Origin of the sequence: Nocardia amamiensis (assembly GCF_015477605.1) — a bacterium.
GTDB classification, from domain to species: Bacteria; Actinomycetota; Actinomycetes; order Mycobacteriales; family Mycobacteriaceae; genus Nocardia; species Nocardia amamiensis_A.
In genome coordinates this window covers 417,645-432,545 of the sequence record NZ_JADLQX010000002.1, presented here as the reverse complement: position 1 = coordinate 432,545, position 14,901 = coordinate 417,645, and the positions used below count along the sequence as shown (strand labels likewise).

Sequence of the window (14,901 nt, the reverse complement as noted above, 5' to 3'; positions counted from 1 at the left end):
GGTGAGCAGCCTCAACCTTGTACTCGGCCGTAAACGACCGACGCTTGCGAGGAGGCATAACGAACATCCTTACCAGCAGAACCAACGATCCTGCTAACTCGGTGTCCACTCCTCGGGGTGAACCTCAGATGACGCATACGCCAAGCGCAGCCTCGGTGACCTGTTCCAGGCGCGGGGTGATCTCACCGAAGCCGAAACCTGGTACCACCGCGCCCTCGACACCGATCCCGACTACGCGTACGCCATGGTCAAACTCGGCGGCCTGTTCCTGGCGCAGGGTGATCTCACCGAAGCCGAAACCTGGTACCGCCGCGCCCTCGACACCGACACCGACACCGACACCGACACCGACACCGACACCGCATACATTCTGGGTAGACTCAGCCGCTTGCTTGAGAAATGGGGGGAACTCGACGACGCCGAAAGTTGAAGTGCTTGGCAACAGGAGAGTGTCGAGAATCGTTCGGTTCTTGGGCACTCCTGCGCCTCGGCGTGGTGGTGTTCGGAAGGCCAGGTCACCCGCGCCGGTTATGTGTCGATCGACATTGTCGAAAGGTACAACCGTCCAACAACTGTGTTGACTCGTTGTCGTACAGCCGTGGCGACACGTATCCCAACACCCCGTTTCGCGACCGCATCCGGATCCTGACGTCCTTGCAGGCCCACTGGGCGGATGCCGAGCGGTCCGTCGGTTGGCCGGATTGGGTTGTGGTCCGGCGCCCGCTAGGACGGCAGGGCGAACAGGGGTGATGAAGGCGGCGCTGATTGTGAGTGCCACGCTCAGGGCGCTGCCCAGGAGGATGGCCACACGATGCTCGCGCCGTCGATCCGGAGGGGGATGCCAGCCAACGGTCCGACGATGACAGAGACAGCGATGCCCAGGCAGATGGGCAAGACGACGGCACGCCGCGGCTGCGGCTGTACGTGCGCAAGACCAAAGGCTGGGGGACGAAACCAGGAGCGCGGTGGATTAACTAGCCAGGAAGCGATCAGCCGATAGGCAGCTACTCAGCACCGCGAATACCTCCGGACATGACACTGGGCCCGCCGACGCTCGGCGGGCCCAGCTTGCATTCCTGATATCAAAGCGACGGCATTACGGCCCATCACCGTTTCTCGGCTACTCGTCGTTCGGTGAGGTGGTGTGGGCCTGCGCTGCCGCAAGAGTGCGGGTGACGGTGGACGAGCTGACCTCGACACGCTCGGCAATCCGGGCGTGCGACCAACCTTCCTCATGTCGTAACCGCAGGATCGCGGCGACCGTGTCGGGGTCACGGCGCCCGGCAGGGTCGGCACTGCACACCCGCTGCGCCACCGTCACCCACCGGTCGGTGCGCTTCGGTGCACTTGTGGATTCGTAGTACACAGGGGCCTCGATCTTCGTCTGATGCGCACCGTCCAACTCCGGTGTCGCCCGGTGGGCGCTCAGCTCGGTAGAGGTCGACCGGGTTTCGGTGTGGATCTCGCGCACCGAGACGGTGCGTACTGGTTCAGGCTGGTGCGCTAGTTCTGGTTCGGGGCGCACGGTCGGTGCGGTGTGGTGCTCACGGCCGATCATGTGCGCCAGCGCAGCCCCCATGCCCAGCACGGCAACCGGCAGGCACGCTACGAGGACGGTGACCGGCCACGGCGCGGAGGTGACCCCAGCGGCCTTCATCAGGTGGTAGGCGACCTGCCCGACCGCGCCGAGGATGAGGCTGCCGAAGGCTGACCACTTCGCGTAGCTGCGGGTTCGGTCCGAACGGATCCGCCCCGACAGCCACACATACAGCGCATACGAAGCGTAGGTCTCCATCCCGATCGGCAGCGTGATCGCCGAATTGATCTCCAGACCGTCAGCAATACCGGGCAACGGGCGGACCGGGCCGAATCCGGTCAACTGCCCAAGCCCGACCCAACCGGACCAGATCGCCACGAACGCGGGCAATGCGAGCAGCAGAACCGGCCACGCCCGCAGCGGGTTTGCGGTGGCGCGCGCACCGGGTTGTGCATTGGTTGGTGCGCTGTGGTGCGCAGCGTCGTTGCTGCGCACCGCCTCCGCACCGGTCACGTTCTCGATCATGATTCAGGGTTCTCCTCTCAGGTGTGATCGGTGCGGAGGACTCACCGGCTGCGACGTCGGTCGCTGTCGCGGTGACGGTCCTCGGGGTCGCCGGTGTCGGTGAACAGGTCGGTCACGCTGCGCTGCTCGGCGGCCAGGGCGTCGAGCACGCCGTACTCGATGCGGAAATCGGGGTGCTGTCCCAGTTCGGCGCGGTGCTCGTCGAGGAAGCTGTAATAGGCGATCTCGGCGGCGACCTCCCGGTGCCCGAGGTCGGGCAACGGCTTGGTGTCAGGCCAGTCGGGATAGGCCAGGTCCGGATTGTTTGCGGCAGTGGTCGCGGCGAGCATGGCGCGCTCGAGTTCGCTGGCACGCTGGTAGATCTCGCCCGGGTCTGCGTTGGTCATGTCTGTTGTTTCCCTTCGTTTGTGGTCAGTTCAGCGGCTGCGGGTGCGGCCCCGGCTCATGGCCGGGGTGCGAAATCGCTCCTGCTGCTGGTGGGGGCGGTCCAGGTACGGGACCGGTTCGAGGTCAGTCAGGTCGTATCCGGCGTCGAAGTGATCAGCGAGGTCCTTGCCGGAGCGGGCCTGCATCACCCGGACTTCGCCGACGCAGCCAGTGAGGGTTTCGGCGACGCGGGCGGCGTGCCGGTAGCCGGGGCGATCGCGGTCGGCGACCACGATCACACGGGCCGCTCCTGCCAGCCAGCGGGCGTGTTCGTCGGTCCATTTCCCGGCGCCCATCGCGTTGCACGTCGCCAGCTGCCCAGCCCGGTTCGCGCGCTGCACGTCCTTCTCGCCCTCGCACACATACAGCTCACGGCCGGTGTCGAGGGCTTCACGAATGTCGGCGAGCTTCCACGGGATCGACGCGAAACCGTTGTTCTCCCATTCGGTTCCGGTCCACCGCCGCTGGTAGAACGACTTGGCGTGCCCGTGTTCGTGCGGCGTGTGCAGACGCACCACTGCGCCTTCCACCCGGCCGCCCGGCCACCGGTAGACGTAGGTGTCCACCGGTTCCGGCGGTCCGATCTGCGCACCCAGATCCCGCTTCACCGGAAGCGGGAACCGCGCGGCCTGGATCGCCTTCTCCACCGGCGACACCACCCGCACCGGCGGGCGGGCGGCCCGCCCGCCGGCCTCGAAAGGTCGACGGGCGGAGCCCCGCTGGTGGGTGCGTTCGGGCAGGCGGTCGAACATGTCCCGGACCGAAAGACCGATCCGGTCGAGGACTTCCTGGTCGTCGCAGCGTGCCCAGCACCGCACGATCGTCTTGCTCTGCCGCGGGTCATAGCGCACACCCAGCGACGGGTTGTGGTGGTGGCCGTCGCCCTCATGCACCGGGCACAGGTAGTTCGTCCACTGCTGCGGCTCCCGCGGGAACCTGGCCGGACCAACTCGGCGGATCAGGGCGTCGGTCACTACCTGATACGAACGGCCTTGCTGCGGTGTCGGTTCGGTCATCGTTACCGTCCCCGCTCTATCTGGGGCCGCGCGGCGGCGGTGAGGATGCGGGCCTGCTCGATACTGCGCCGCTGCACCCCGTCCAACCCGCCAGCGCCCGGCGAGGCGAGCATCCGCCGCATGGTGCTGGGTGAACGCGACCACATGTCATGCACGTCGTTCAGGTACTTCCACTCCCCCGGATGCGGGCCGTTGCGCCACCCGCGGTCGATCGCCTGCGACTGGGCGTACAAGCTGTGGACCTCGGCCTCGCTGGCGCCCGGCCGGTCCCGCAACCGGGACAGCCGGTCGACTTCGGTGAACGCTTCGCGCATCGCTTCTTCGTGCTCGATGTGCATGCTCACCGCCCCCGCTCGATCTGTCCGCGGCCCGATCGGGGCGTGGGCTGCTGGGAGGTGGCGCGGTCGGTGTAGCGGCGGGCGGCGTCGCGGACTTTCTCGCTATTTCGACCGGCCAGTTGCCCGGCCTGGCGCAGACTGCGGTGCTGCAGGTCGGTGACCCCTTCGCCGCCGTTGTGGTCGATGTTGTCGAGGATCCGGAACATGGTGTCTGGCGCCTGCCGCCAGTCCTCGTAGGCGTCGGACAGGTAGCGCCAGTGCTCGGCATGCGGGCCGGACTCCCAGCGGCCAGCCAGCTCATGCTGTCGCACGTCGATGAGCTGGATCTCGTATTCGGTGACCGACGGCCGAAACATCTGCCGCTCAAGCTCGGCGTAGGTGGTGAAATCGGCGCGCATCGCTTCCTCGTGCTCGCGTTCCATCTCAGCGGCTCCTTCCGATTCGCCGGTGCTGCTGTTGTTGCTGGATGTGGTCGCGTTCTGTGTGGCGGCGCTGTTCGATCTCGCGGGCCTGGATGATGCTGCGCTGCTGGACATCTGAGAAACCGTCGTGTGCGGGCTCGTGGCCGGCTTCGATGTCGGCGAGCTTGCGCTGCATCTCCTGCGGGTGCAGGTACCAGTTGGTGCAGGCGTCGCGGAGATACACCCAGTGCTCCCGATAGGGGCCCTCGACCCACCGGTCCCCGATCGCGGCATACGCCTCGATCCGCTGCTGGAACTCCGCGTGAGTGCACTGCCCGGCGCGGAAATCCTGGAAGGCTCCGGCATTGATCCGCTCAGCAGTGTCGAAATCGGCGCGCATTGCTTCCTCATGCTCGCGCTGCATCACCGGCTCCTCTCGATACCGTTGCGGCCCTGACCATTCCGACCCGGACGCGGCCACGACTGGGTGTCCGGACCGGCCTGCTCGTGGCCGGTCCCGACGTCGCGCAGGTAGCTGGCGCGCTTGCCCACCGGACCGGTGTCGCCGGACTGCCGACCCGATTCCGTGGTCGGCTCGGATTTGCCGCCGTTACCGTTGCTGCGCTGGCGGTTGCCGTAGCGCTGCTGCTCGGGCGTGAACTGGACGAGTTTGCGCACCGCTTCGTCGCGTTGCTGCTTGAACTGGTCACGCTCGGCGATCAACTGCTCGACACCCGGCCGGTCCCGCAACTCGCCGATCTCGGACGCCAACCGCAGGTTGCGGTTCTTCAACGCCTCGATATGCCCTTCAGCGGAATCGAGCTTGCGACGCATCTCATTTCGGTCGGCGGTGACAGAGTCGAGACCGCGCTGCAGCATCCCCACCCGTGAGCCGAGCCGGTCGCGATCAGCGATCATGTCTTGGAGCTGGCGCTCGACCTCGGCCAACCGGTCGTGGTCTGGGCGGGGCTGCTCGGGAGGTGGGTCGGTGCGGTCGCCCCCACGCAGACGCTCGTCGAGTTCCCGCACACCGGTGACCTCGGCGTTCCGGCTCGGGGCCCGGTCACGCCACTGCATGACCTCGTCGGCGACGAATTCCGGATTGCCCTGGCCCGAATAGAACCGGCGCCGGCCATCGCTATCAGTGGTGGTGACCGACAGGCTCACTCCAGGTCCCCAGTAGGTGCCCTTGACACGACCGGCCGCCCACACCGCGGCTTCGGGCTCGGTGGCGTGCAACCCGACCGGCTCGTCGTGCTGGTGTGTGCCGTACCGCGAGGTGATGGTCGTACGGTAGAGGGAGTTCACGGGGGCGTCGTTGAACTCCTGGGTGATCTGCTGATTCGACAGTCCCGCCTGCACGGCGTCGGACGCGGCACGTTGCCGCATCGCATGACGCTGCTGCGACCACCGAGCAGCGTCGCCGTCGATCTCGGCGCGGCGGATCTGCTGGATCGCTTCGGCCTGCTCCGGCGTCGGCGCTCGCCGCTGCTCGCGCGGCGGGTTGTGGGTCCGTTGCTCGCGGATGGTGCGGGCGACTTGCGCGCGGTAGCGCAACGCGTCGATGCCGCGGACCTTGTGCGCCTTGTGGAACAACCGGCCCGGCTCGAACTGCGGGAATGTGGTGGCCGCGTCCAGCCCGTCGAGGGCGATGCCCTGTTCGGTTTTGGTCAGCCGGTCATTGGCCACGATGCGGGCGCGCAGGTCGTTCGCGTGCCGGGTCAGCGATTGCGCGTCGCGGTAGCGGCGTTCGTGGTCCACGCTCGGGTTGTGCGCGCGTTCGGCGACCGCGAGGGCGTGGGCGCGGTAGCGGTCGACTATCCCCTGTGTCCACACCAACTGGTGCTTGCGGGCGGTTTCCTCGGCGCGGCGCTGTTCACGCAACGCCAAACTGATCTGCTTGCGCACCTTCCGCCGCTCCAACCAGTTGGTGGCTTGGGCGTGCAACCGGAGCATGTGGGTGAGGGAGTGGCCGAACTTGCGGGCCTCGGCGATCAACTCGTCTTCGACGCTGCGGTCAGACATGGTGATGGATTCCTTTCTCGGATAGGGGTTATCGGGAGCGGTCGGGACGCTGGCGGCGCTTGGCGGCGGTGAGGCGCTGGTCGCGCACCTCGGCGGCGGTGTCGGTGAGTTTGAGCCGGTTGGAGTAGCGGCGGGCGCCGCCGATCGTGTCGGCGGTCGCGCTCAGGGCCGCGTCGGCGGCGACCAGCGCGGTGATCACCCGCTCGGTGGCCTGCTGTGGGTCGATCGGCTCACCGAGCGAATCGACGGCGATCGACTCGGGCGCGCACTGGAGTTCGCTGAACTGCCACTGCATCGTCAGCAGGTCGCGGCGCACCTGCTCGATGCGCTCTTCGAACTCCCACAGCTGCCGGTCCAGCTCGCACGGAATCGGCAGGATCGGGTCGTTCATGTTCTCGGACATGGGGATTCCTCTCACTGGTCGGGCTACAGGGACGGCGCCGCCGAACTGGCAGGCTGGTTTTCCGGCTCGGTGTCGCGGCGGTTGGCCAGGCCGCGCACGATCGCGGTGATGGCGGTGGCGATGACGGCGAATGCCGTGCTGACACCGTTGATGGCGCTGCCGATGACGTCGGGGATGCTGGGGCGCAGGGCGGCGTTCCACCACAGGTAGGCCAGCCACGCCGTGCCGTAGACGGCGAGCGGGCCGGTGACGGTCCACGGCTGTTCCCAGGTGGCGAGCACGGTTGCGGTGACCACAACAGCGGAGCCGCCCGCCGCGACGCGTGCCGCCCGCCGGCGGGCTGCGCGCCCGGCCGCGGCGAACACCTCCGGATCGAGCGGCTTATCGCAGTCCGGGTCGGTGCTGGTGGTGGTGGCGTCGGTCTTCACCAGGCGCAGCGTCGGCCGTGGCTGTGGCGCCGCCGATTCGAAGTCCTGAGTGTCAGGTGGGGCGCAGGCCAGGACGTCGGCGAGGTAGTCCTCGATCTCCTCGGCGAGGATCTCGGCCTGATCCCGCTCGCTGGCGGGCCTGCGGCCCTCGTCGGGGTCTTCGCTGTTGTGGTCGTTGTTGTCACGGATCATGCGCATAGGTGTTGCCTCTCAATCGAATTGGGGTTGCGGGAAGGGTCAGGCGACGGCTGTGTCGCCGGTGGTCTGCGGCTTGCCGCTCGTTTTGGCCTTTGCGGCGGCTTCGGCGGCGGGGGTGCCCGGCAGCGGGGTGAGTTCGGTGGGTTTGACTTGCACGACGTGGCCCCATTGGGCGCGGCGGCCGCGGCCGTAGACGAATTCGCCGGTGTCGAGCTGCCGCAGCACGTCCGGGCTGATCAGCCATTTCTCGCCGATCGAGACCTGGCCTTCGTCGCCGGTGCGCTGCCCCTTGATCAGATGGCGGCTTGGCAGCATGCCGTGCACGGACCCGAGGTGTTCGCACAGGTCGCCGGCGTTCTCGTTGTAGCCGAGGATCAACCCACCCGCGCATGCCTTCAGCAGCCGCTTCAGGCTCCACTCATCCCGGGCCAGACCTTCCTGGGACTGGGCGGCGAACAGCAACGCCACACCCTGGGAACGGCCCCGCTCACACACATCGACCAAGCCGATCGAGCCTTGTTCGGTGGTGGTCGCGGAAACCTCGTCGATGATCACCGTCACCGAACGCCGCTGGTCCTTGGCGGTGCGCCCAGCGCGCAGCATGACCATGCGCAGGATCGCGGCGACCTGAGCGCGGGCGGCGTCCTTGTCCAACCCGGGCACGGTCACATACAGCACGTCGAGGTCGTCGAGGTCCTTACCGCCGTCGAACACCATGCGCCCGTGCTGGTCCTGCAACAGATCGAACAAGTTCGACGCTTTGATCAGGGCGTCATCCAGTTGCGGCACCTTCTCCGCCTGCAACGCGGCGATCATCCGCTTCACATCCGGAGCACCGCCCCAAAGGTCGAGCAGCACATCGGCGTTCAACCGCTCCAAGAACTCCGCCGACGAGCGCGGCGGCCCCACCGGCGCGTTGACCACGAGCGAGACGATGCGGCGGCGCATCTCATCGAAATGCTGGCCCTCGCTGGTGGTGGCCTGACCGGCATTCAGCAGGTCACCGACCACGCCCCACATGTCGCGGGCGGACAGGGGTTTCCACAGCTCCAGCCGGTCCCCACCCGGGCGCACGATCGCGATGCGAGCGGGGTCGATGCCCCTTCTTTGGGCGATGTCGCGGATCTCGCGGCCGAGTTCTTCGTCGTCCAGGCCGCCTTTGCAGGAGATGAGCACCTGCAGCGGGCGCGGGTGCTTGGCCCGCATGCCGGGCACGTCTTTCCACTGCTGCCAGCGGGTCCACTCGTATTCGAGCATCCCGGCGAAATAGCGTTTGATCAGCTCGGTTTTGCCGCCACCGGTGGTGGCGACGGCGGCGAGGTGGCGGCGGGCTTGCTTGTGCGGGATCACCATCCACTGCTGGTGTCGCGCGGTCAGCTCCTGCCACAACCCTGGGGTCTTCGCGGTGGCGCGGTTGGCCAACGGACCCAGCACGATCCCGTCCGCTGTGGTGTAGGGCGCACCCAGCCGTGCGGCCCTCGCCGCCCGCGCGAACTGGCGGGCCAGCATCGCGTCCTTCACCCGCTCCGTGCGCCCCAAGCTCTTGAGCCCCACGGTGTGGGTCTTGTGCACGAACTTCGCCCACACATAGGTGGCGGTCAACGCCGCGAACGCAACACCGAGGGCGAGCATCATCCGCAGCCCCGACCAGTCACCATCGGCGAGCTGGCTGGCACCGGACCACAAGAGGGAGGCGGGGGTGGTCCAGGAACCGCCGGCCAGCGCCGACGTGGCGGGCAGCAGCAGGGAGGCAATGGCGAAGTTCCGCAGCCGGTGCGGCGCCAGCGGCCACCGCGCCGCGACCGCAACGATCATGACCAGCATGGCCACGATCACCAGACCGCACACCGTGGCTGTGGCCGCGAAGTCACCGACCGCCGAAAAGTCGGGGAGGTCGATGCCGTCGAGCTGGCGGATCGGCGGCTTCTCGGGGTGAATCTCGATGGACGGCGGCGGGTCCTGCACGACCGTCGGCGGCGGCCCCTGGCTGATCGAGGGCACAGCCGGGGTGGCGGTGTGCAAAGGGTCGCAGTCGTCGGGAGTGAGGATCGGAGTGCAATTCGGGTTGCTCATGATGCTGCTTCCTGAGTGAGATGAATGAGGTTGCGGCGACGGCGCCGGTTGGGGCTTTGCTGCTTGGCGGCTTCGCGCATCGCGGCGTAGCGGGGCAGGAACTTCGCCCACTCGCTGTCGAAGTCACGGATCACCAGGTCCAGCGCGAGATCACCGAACTCTTTGTCTGGCAACCGCTCCGATGCCGCGGTGACGTTCTTGAACACGGCGGGGGTGCGGCACAGGTACAGCACGCCGACCATCGCTTCCTCGCGGCTGTCGCGGGCGGCGCGGATCGCGCCTCGCAGCGCGATATCCATGTACTCGGGGTCCTTCTTCGACAACTCGACCTCGACCGCCCACCAGCCGTGACGGCCCTTCACCACACCGAGGAACCGGCCGTCGTGCACGTGCGGGCGACCCAACCGCGGCTCGTGCCCGGTGGATACCTCCACCTCGGCGGTCTTGGGCTTGCCGGTGGCGGTCGCGTCGACCCGATGCCGCAATACGCGCTCGGACACCCACAGCTGCGGGTCGGAACCGACGAGCATGATTCGGGCTTGAGCCACCGCGCGGTAGTGCTCGGCCAACCCCAACGGGGGATGCCAATCGGCGGGACGCCACCCGAGGTAACGAGCGGCGGTCACCCGCGTCGGGACCACCCACTTCTCCCCGGCCTGCACGTCTTCCAGCTCGTAGATGCGGCCCTCGGCGTGCAGCCGCTTGGCAAGGCTGTAGACGTGGTTGCGTTCCATGCCCAGAAACCAGCCCAGCACGTCCAACTGCATGCCGTGCATGTCCACCAACCCGCGCAACGCTTGGGTCTTGCGCGGCGTCGACCGGCTCACCCGCTCACCGCGCAGAAGGTCCTGAACGGTGGTGCGCGGCAACCCGACCCGCCGCGCGATCTCGGCTTGGCTGACCTCCCGGGCCCGCAGCGCGGCGACCTCACCGAGGACCTGTTCGACCTGCCGCGCCCGGACACCGAGCGTGCGGGCGATCTCCTGATACGTCGCGCCGGCGGCACGCAGACCGGCGATGATCTGATCGCGGTAGTCGAACTCCAACCCCGCGTAGCGATCCGGCCGCGCCGCCGTCTTCGTGTTGTGGTTCATCGGGTTCGCTCCCTTCGATCGATAGGGGCCGCGCGGCGGGCGGCGATATCGCGACGCGCCTGGACCGCGACCTCGCCCATCGCCGCGATCTCCGAATGCCATTGCGACGACTGAGGTCCCGCCTTGTCCGCTTCCGCGCGGTCGCGGACGACGGTGCGGGCCGTGACCCCCAGTTGCTCGGCGACCTGATCGGCCGACAGCCCCTGTGCGGTCAGCGCCGCTACTTGCTCCCGGCGCGCGTCACGGCGTTCGGTCCTGCTCGGCGGCGTCCAGCGCCCCCGCTGCGGGCGACCGCGCGGGTCGTCCAGGGCGGTTTCGTCCCACTCGAACGGCAACGCCCACTTCCGCTTCCGGCCGTAGTCCCGGGCCCGCTGCGACGGACCCGGCGTCAGCTGCAACCGGTCGAACAATGCCTTGATCGCCCGCTCCCGCTCCGCGGAGATCGTCTGACCGGTGTGGCCGACCGGCAGACGGCGCTGCACCAACGCCGCGAACGTCGCGTGACTGGGATCGATCCCCAGCTCCCTCGCCAGATGCGATTGCGGGTAACCGAACGCCACCAGCGCCTGCACCCGCCGGCGGGCGCCAGTGATCGGCACCCGCGCGTTGCCGTCGGCGACGTCCGCGACGCGCTCCGGGACCTCGACAGCGAGGAGTGCGCGTTCGATATCGGCGCTGATGCGTTCGGTGCCGGCGCGGGTGACGTTCACGACCGTCGCCTTGGAGACCCCGGCCAACGCCGCCACATGCGCCTTCCGCAACCCCGCACCCAGCAACCGCTCGACATGCGCCCGCGCCTCACCCGCCTCGACGCGCGGCTGCCACCGGCCGTAGGCCATCTGACGACGCCGCAACCGGTTGTAGGCAGGCGAACACAACCCCCGACCCTCAGACCCAGGGCCGCCGCACCCGCACGGGCACACCGGAAACCGGCCCGCCGCGCTCATCGGCTCCGCTCCCGACCCTCACGGTTGCGACCAGCCGACCCGCGGCGCGCGGCGATATCCGCCCGAGCCTGCAAGATGAACTCCCGCATCTCCGTCGCATCGATGCCACGGCGCTCACACGCATTGACCGAGCGCTGCCAGCGCGCCAGCTGCAACGCCTCCAACTGCGCCTCCGATGAGACACGCTTCGGCACCGCGTTTTCCGCGTCGTACAGGTGCGCCTTCAGCGGACCCCGCGAACCGCCCCGCGCCCGCAGCACCTGCGCCTCGTACTCACGACTCGGGCTCTTACCCTCCCGGGCGAGCTGGCGGCGGGTCCGCAGATGCTGCGGCGCCAAACCCCACGGCCAGGTCGGAATACCGAACCGCTTACCATCCGGATCGTGAAAACGGCTGCTCATCGCGACCGCCCCGGACGCTGCGTACGCCGCTGCTCGGCATCACGTTCGGCGACACGGGCTCGGATCTGGGCCGCCACCTCCGGGCCGTGCCGGTAATCCAGCAGCCGATCCCAGACCGCGCGTTGCTCGGCATGGACCTGCTTGAGCGAGTCGGTCTGTGCGATGCGCGACCTCTCGAACGCGATGCCGGTCCAGTCCTTCGCCCGCGAAGACTCGACAGCGCCGTCGAGCATGTCGCTCAACACGCCAAGAGCGGTGTCCAGGCGCTGGAACTCCGCCTCCAACTCCGCGTGCTCGCGGCGACGCTCGTTCTCGGTGCTCATCGCGTCACCACCTGCGGCGACAGCTGTTCACGTGGCACACACGACCCCGCCGGCTCCGGCGGAACCCCGGCATCCACCGGACGGCAGACATTCGGCGACGGCACGTAGTCCTGCTGATCGATCCAGGCCGCCGTGCAACCACCCATCGCGACGAGCAGCAGCACAGCGAACGCAGCGACCCGCACCATCGGCGGTAACAGCCCCAACGGGGCGTACACCGCACCGACCCCGGTGAACTCCGGACCGGCCATCGAATGCAACGGGTTGTGACCACCACGGCGGTCGAAATGGGTGACCGTGTACCCCCGAACAGGCGGGTCCTGCCGCCACGACGCCGTCACCGCGACCGCCCCCGCTCAACCCGCGACCGGTCGACCTGCTCACGCTCCGGCTGCGGATACTCACGCACCTTCGCCGCCAGACCGCGCACGTATCGCAGCCCGTACTTCAGCGTCCTGGCCATGTCGTCTGCCGCGGAACCAAGACCCTCCGCCGTGTACTTGACGTTGAGCTCGCCGTACTCGTCGCACGCCCACGGCGTATTGCCCGGCTTGTCGTACCGGCCCGCGAACGGCTCCAACGCCCGGTAGCGGGCCTGCAACGCAATCGCCCGCAGCCGCAACAACTCCTGCTCACGGATGACCGCGTCCAACTCGTCCAACAGGTCAGCCGGATCGTGCAACGGCTCGTTGACGCTCATCGCCGAACCCCCCACCGCCGCGACACACGCCAGAACGCCACCGCGCCCAGCAGCATCACCGTGAACCCGACTACTTCCGGGTGGGTAAGCGTCAGGAACCCGACCGACACCGCGGCCACAGCGAAACCGAATGTCCGGGCGCGCATCACAACTCACCGCCCTTGTGGTTCTGACCCCGACGACGGCGAGCCTGCGCCGACTTCAGCGCGAGCCGGATGTAGTGCGCCTTCCGAGCCTGCGCCGAGCGGTAGGCGCGCTCCTCAGGACTGAGCAGCCCATCTGGATCAACCAGGCGATCGAACTTCACCAGCAGCGCATCGCGTGCCTTTGCAGTCCGCGCCGCGCGATTCTCGGTCCGCGACCAGGATTCGTGCGCGGCAATCCGCGCACGGAGAGTGCGGTCACTTGGCGTAGTGCTCATTCGGCACCACCGCCGACAGCAGTGGACGCGTCGGCCGGCTGAACGAGTGCAAGCACCGCAGTGCGACGAACCCGCCATCGACGTCCGTTGACCAGCCACCCCTGTAGATCGCCCGCCTTGATCCAGTTCTTGATGGTCTTGGCGTCGACGTCGACAAGCGACGCCGCAGTTCTAACGGTGATGAGGTCTTCGGGGACCTGGATAGAAGGGAGATTGAGCGTCATCGAGAGTCCTCCTGGGAAATCCGGAAACTTCTTCCAGGACAGGGTCTCTCGGCACAAAGACCTAAAAAAGGCCAAAATATAGGTCACTGATAGGCCAAATCATGGCCCTTTCTGATGCAACGGCCGCACGGCAGCACTAGACTGTCCTCATGTCAACCGCAGGTAACGCAGCACTTCGCGCAGCCAGGCAGGCTCTCGGTATCCGGTCTCAAGCGGCTTTGGCGAAGGCGCTGACTGACACAGCCCGTGAGATCGGACTGCGAGCCGAGGTTGCTCCCCGGACAGTGCGTAGATGGGAGTCAGCAGAGCCGCCGTGGCCTCACCACGACCATGTATCGGCCCTTGAGGCACTATTTCGCCGCCCGATCACTGAGCTTGGATTCGCTCCCCCATGGGCGGACGAACGGCCAACCACTGATCGCAACGGAGCCCTGTCCGAGCCGCGTTTCCCAGCTGGTCAACGGCTCCACAACGCGGCAGGGCATCAGCTTCCGCCTTCTGTTGCAACAGATTTCACGACGGTCACCGTCTCGCATCGCCACTTGTATTGGTCCATCCCGGCGGCGCGACTGCATCGGCTCGTTGCTGAGCATGCACGGCTCGGAATCGACCTGCTGCCGCAGGTACCTGGCGCCGCAAAAGAAGTCCTTGCCCGCGCCGTTTCAGAATCGAATCTGCTTGCTGGCAGGCTGGAGTTCTTCGACCTTCAGCAACCAGAGGCAGCGCACACAAGTCTCGTCCTAGCCCTCCAAGCAGCACATGAGGCGTCCGACTCGCAGCTCGGCGCCGCGGCACTGGCGCACATGGCGTTCGCGCCGGCTTTCTCTGGCGATGCGGCGCGCGCAGAGGAGGCGCGTGAACGGGTCCGGGCTGCCCGGGCGTTCGCTCGACGGGGCGGCGCAAACGCCGAATTCACGGCATGGCTCGACGCCGTTGAGGCTGAGGTTGAAACCCGATTTGGAGATACACGACGCGCACTAGCACTGATTCACCACGCGGAAGAGGCGTACAGGGGCCACAGCGCTGATACCGATCCGTCTCCATCGTGGATGGATTGGTTCTCGCCGACACGACTGGCTGGATTCAAAGGCAACACGCTGCTCACTGCAGGGCGTGGCCGTGAAGCACGCGAGACGTTGGTAGCGGTCATCGGCGATCTGCCTCCTGAAGAGGTCAAACAGAAGCCGATCTACCTGGCCGATGCCGCGGCTGCTTGCGTTCTGGAGAAGAACCCGGAGGCCGCGTGCAGCTTGCTCGAGGAAGCACTCGATCTTCTCGCACGAAACTGGTATGCCACCGCCCTTGATCGCATCAAGGCCGTGCGGCAGTCACTTCGTCAGTGGGACTCGCTGCCCGCGGTCCGAGCACTGGACGAGCGTCTGTACGACTGGCACACCACGGTGAACTCGCTGATCAGTTAG

21 protein-coding genes are annotated in these 14,901 nt (G+C 67.4%); 2 read left to right on the top strand and 19 right to left on the bottom strand.

Features of this window, described 5'->3' with window-relative positions:
* Positions 1 to 160: 160 nt before the first annotated feature.
* Positions 161 to 430, top strand: coding sequence for a tetratricopeptide repeat protein (locus IU459_RS04600; RefSeq protein ID WP_228837403.1), 270 nt, complete (start codon positions 161 to 163; stop codon positions 428 to 430).
* 690 nt (positions 431 to 1,120) lie between these two features.
* On the opposite strand, the gene IU459_RS04595 is transcribed toward IU459_RS04600, so the two are convergent.
* From IU459_RS04595 to IU459_RS04505, 19 genes are all read right to left on the bottom strand, one after another.
* A complete protein-coding gene (locus IU459_RS04595) occupies positions 1,121 to 2,062 on the bottom strand; it encodes a sigma factor-like helix-turn-helix DNA-binding protein (RefSeq protein ID WP_195128147.1) in 942 nt (313 codons plus the stop codon).
* A 41-nt stretch (positions 2,063 to 2,103) separates the two neighbouring features.
* Positions 2,104 to 2,448, bottom strand: coding sequence for a hypothetical protein (locus tag IU459_RS04590; protein WP_195128146.1), 345 nt, complete (start codon positions 2,446 to 2,448; stop codon positions 2,104 to 2,106).
* A 30-nt stretch (positions 2,449 to 2,478) separates the two neighbouring features.
* On the bottom strand, positions 2,479 to 3,504 hold the full coding sequence (locus IU459_RS04585) for a toprim domain-containing protein (RefSeq protein ID WP_195128145.1): 1,026 nt from the start codon (positions 3,502 to 3,504) through the stop codon (positions 2,479 to 2,481).
* Positions 3,505 to 3,506: 2 nt separating this feature from the next.
* On the bottom strand, positions 3,507 to 3,848 hold the full coding sequence (locus IU459_RS04580) for a hypothetical protein (protein WP_195128144.1): 342 nt from the start codon (positions 3,846 to 3,848) through the stop codon (positions 3,507 to 3,509).
* Positions 3,845 to 4,264 (bottom strand): hypothetical protein, encoded by a 420-nt coding sequence (locus tag IU459_RS04575; RefSeq protein ID WP_195128143.1) that lies wholly within the window; start codon positions 4,262 to 4,264, stop codon positions 3,845 to 3,847. The genes IU459_RS04580 and IU459_RS04575 overlap by 4 nt, the downstream gene beginning before the upstream one ends.
* Position 4,265: 1 nt before the next feature.
* Positions 4,266 to 4,667, bottom strand: a complete 402-nt coding sequence (locus IU459_RS04570; RefSeq protein WP_195128142.1) for a hypothetical protein — start codon at positions 4,665 to 4,667, stop codon at positions 4,266 to 4,268.
* Positions 4,667 to 6,268: a hypothetical protein gene (locus IU459_RS04565; protein ID WP_195128141.1), complete on the bottom strand. Its 1,602-nt coding sequence runs from the start codon at positions 6,266 to 6,268 to the stop codon at positions 4,667 to 4,669. Before IU459_RS04565 ends, IU459_RS04570 begins: the two co-directional genes overlap by 1 nt.
* Positions 6,269 to 6,296: 28 nt before the next feature.
* Entirely contained in the window at positions 6,297 to 6,671 is a 375-nt protein-coding gene (locus IU459_RS04560) for a hypothetical protein (RefSeq protein WP_195128140.1), read from the bottom strand.
* A gap of 23 nt (positions 6,672 to 6,694) precedes the next feature.
* Entirely contained in the window at positions 6,695 to 7,297 is a 603-nt protein-coding gene (locus tag IU459_RS04555; protein ID WP_195128139.1) for a hypothetical protein, read from the bottom strand.
* A 39-nt stretch (positions 7,298 to 7,336) separates the two neighbouring features.
* Positions 7,337 to 9,370 (bottom strand): hypothetical protein, encoded by a 2,034-nt coding sequence (locus tag IU459_RS04550; RefSeq protein ID WP_195128138.1) that lies wholly within the window; start codon positions 9,368 to 9,370, stop codon positions 7,337 to 7,339.
* The gene (locus IU459_RS04545; RefSeq protein ID WP_195128137.1) at positions 9,367 to 10,464 is read right to left on the bottom strand and encodes a hypothetical protein; all 1,098 of its coding nucleotides are present in this window, start codon (positions 10,462 to 10,464) and stop codon (positions 9,367 to 9,369) included. The genes IU459_RS04550 and IU459_RS04545 overlap by 4 nt, the downstream gene beginning before the upstream one ends.
* A complete protein-coding gene (locus tag IU459_RS04540) occupies positions 10,461 to 11,342 on the bottom strand; it encodes a helix-turn-helix domain-containing protein (RefSeq protein ID WP_195128136.1) in 882 nt (293 codons plus the stop codon). Before IU459_RS04540 ends, IU459_RS04545 begins: the two co-directional genes overlap by 4 nt.
* 65 nt (positions 11,343 to 11,407) lie before the next feature.
* Positions 11,408 to 11,812 carry a hypothetical protein gene (locus IU459_RS04535; protein WP_195128135.1) on the bottom strand — a complete coding sequence of 135 codons (405 nt, stop codon included), beginning with the start codon at positions 11,810 to 11,812 and terminating at the stop codon, positions 11,408 to 11,410.
* On the bottom strand, positions 11,809 to 12,135 hold the full coding sequence (locus IU459_RS04530) for a hypothetical protein (protein ID WP_195128134.1): 327 nt from the start codon (positions 12,133 to 12,135) through the stop codon (positions 11,809 to 11,811). The genes IU459_RS04535 and IU459_RS04530 overlap by 4 nt, the downstream gene beginning before the upstream one ends.
* Complete coding sequence (locus tag IU459_RS04525) at positions 12,132 to 12,476, bottom strand: hypothetical protein (protein WP_195128133.1); 345 nt, start codon at positions 12,474 to 12,476, stop codon at positions 12,132 to 12,134. The genes IU459_RS04530 and IU459_RS04525 overlap by 4 nt, the downstream gene beginning before the upstream one ends.
* The gene (locus IU459_RS04520; RefSeq protein WP_195128132.1) at positions 12,473 to 12,835 is read right to left on the bottom strand and encodes a hypothetical protein; all 363 of its coding nucleotides are present in this window, start codon (positions 12,833 to 12,835) and stop codon (positions 12,473 to 12,475) included. Before IU459_RS04520 ends, IU459_RS04525 begins: the two co-directional genes overlap by 4 nt.
* Positions 12,832 to 12,981, bottom strand: a complete 150-nt coding sequence (locus tag IU459_RS04515; protein WP_195128131.1) for a hypothetical protein — start codon at positions 12,979 to 12,981, stop codon at positions 12,832 to 12,834. The genes IU459_RS04520 and IU459_RS04515 overlap by 4 nt, the downstream gene beginning before the upstream one ends.
* Positions 12,981 to 13,256 (bottom strand): hypothetical protein, encoded by a 276-nt coding sequence (locus IU459_RS04510; protein ID WP_195128130.1) that lies wholly within the window; start codon positions 13,254 to 13,256, stop codon positions 12,981 to 12,983. The genes IU459_RS04515 and IU459_RS04510 overlap by 1 nt, the downstream gene beginning before the upstream one ends.
* Positions 13,253 to 13,480 (bottom strand): helix-turn-helix domain-containing protein, encoded by a 228-nt coding sequence (locus IU459_RS04505; RefSeq protein WP_195128129.1) that lies wholly within the window; start codon positions 13,478 to 13,480, stop codon positions 13,253 to 13,255. Before IU459_RS04505 ends, IU459_RS04510 begins: the two co-directional genes overlap by 4 nt.
* 542 nt (positions 13,481 to 14,022) lie before the next feature.
* Here IU459_RS04505 and IU459_RS04500 point away from each other — a divergent pair.
* On the top strand, positions 14,023 to 14,901 hold the full coding sequence (locus IU459_RS04500; protein ID WP_228837297.1) for a hypothetical protein: 879 nt from the start codon (positions 14,023 to 14,025) through the stop codon (positions 14,899 to 14,901).

What these genes read in the sequence shown, in the direction of transcription:
- IU459_RS04595 (WP_195128147.1), bottom strand. Translation starts at nt 2,062, where the DNA reads ATGATCGAGAACGTGACCGGTGCGGAGGCGGTGCGCAGCAACGACGCT.
- IU459_RS04590 (WP_195128146.1), bottom strand. Translation starts at nt 2,448, where the DNA reads ATGACCAACGCAGACCCGGGCGAGATCTACCAGCGTGCCAGCGAACTC.
- IU459_RS04585 (WP_195128145.1), bottom strand. Translation starts at nt 3,504, where the DNA reads ATGACCGAACCGACACCGCAGCAAGGCCGTTCGTATCAGGTAGTGACC.
- IU459_RS04575 (WP_195128143.1), bottom strand. Translation starts at nt 4,264, where the DNA reads ATGGAACGCGAGCACGAGGAAGCGATGCGCGCCGATTTCACCACCTAC.
- IU459_RS04570 (WP_195128142.1), bottom strand. Translation starts at nt 4,667, where the DNA reads ATGCAGCGCGAGCATGAGGAAGCAATGCGCGCCGATTTCGACACTGCT.
- IU459_RS04565 (WP_195128141.1), bottom strand. Translation starts at nt 6,268, where the DNA reads ATGTCTGACCGCAGCGTCGAAGACGAGTTGATCGCCGAGGCCCGCAAG.
- IU459_RS04560 (WP_195128140.1), bottom strand. Translation starts at nt 6,671, where the DNA reads ATGTCCGAGAACATGAACGACCCGATCCTGCCGATTCCGTGCGAGCTG.
- IU459_RS04555 (WP_195128139.1), bottom strand. Translation starts at nt 7,297, where the DNA reads ATGCGCATGATCCGTGACAACAACGACCACAACAGCGAAGACCCCGAC.
- IU459_RS04550 (WP_195128138.1), bottom strand. Translation starts at nt 9,370, where the DNA reads ATGAGCAACCCGAATTGCACTCCGATCCTCACTCCCGACGACTGCGAC.
- IU459_RS04545 (WP_195128137.1), bottom strand. Translation starts at nt 10,464, where the DNA reads ATGAACCACAACACGAAGACGGCGGCGCGGCCGGATCGCTACGCGGGG.
- IU459_RS04535 (WP_195128135.1), bottom strand. Translation starts at nt 11,812, where the DNA reads ATGAGCAGCCGTTTTCACGATCCGGATGGTAAGCGGTTCGGTATTCCG.
- IU459_RS04530 (WP_195128134.1), bottom strand. Translation starts at nt 12,135, where the DNA reads ATGAGCACCGAGAACGAGCGTCGCCGCGAGCACGCGGAGTTGGAGGCG.
- IU459_RS04520 (WP_195128132.1), bottom strand. Translation starts at nt 12,835, where the DNA reads ATGAGCGTCAACGAGCCGTTGCACGATCCGGCTGACCTGTTGGACGAG.
- IU459_RS04515 (WP_195128131.1), bottom strand. Translation starts at nt 12,981, where the DNA reads ATGCGCGCCCGGACATTCGGTTTCGCTGTGGCCGCGGTGTCGGTCGGG.
- IU459_RS04510 (WP_195128130.1), bottom strand. Translation starts at nt 13,256, where the DNA reads ATGAGCACTACGCCAAGTGACCGCACTCTCCGTGCGCGGATTGCCGCG.
- IU459_RS04505 (WP_195128129.1), bottom strand. Translation starts at nt 13,480, where the DNA reads ATGACGCTCAATCTCCCTTCTATCCAGGTCCCCGAAGACCTCATCACC.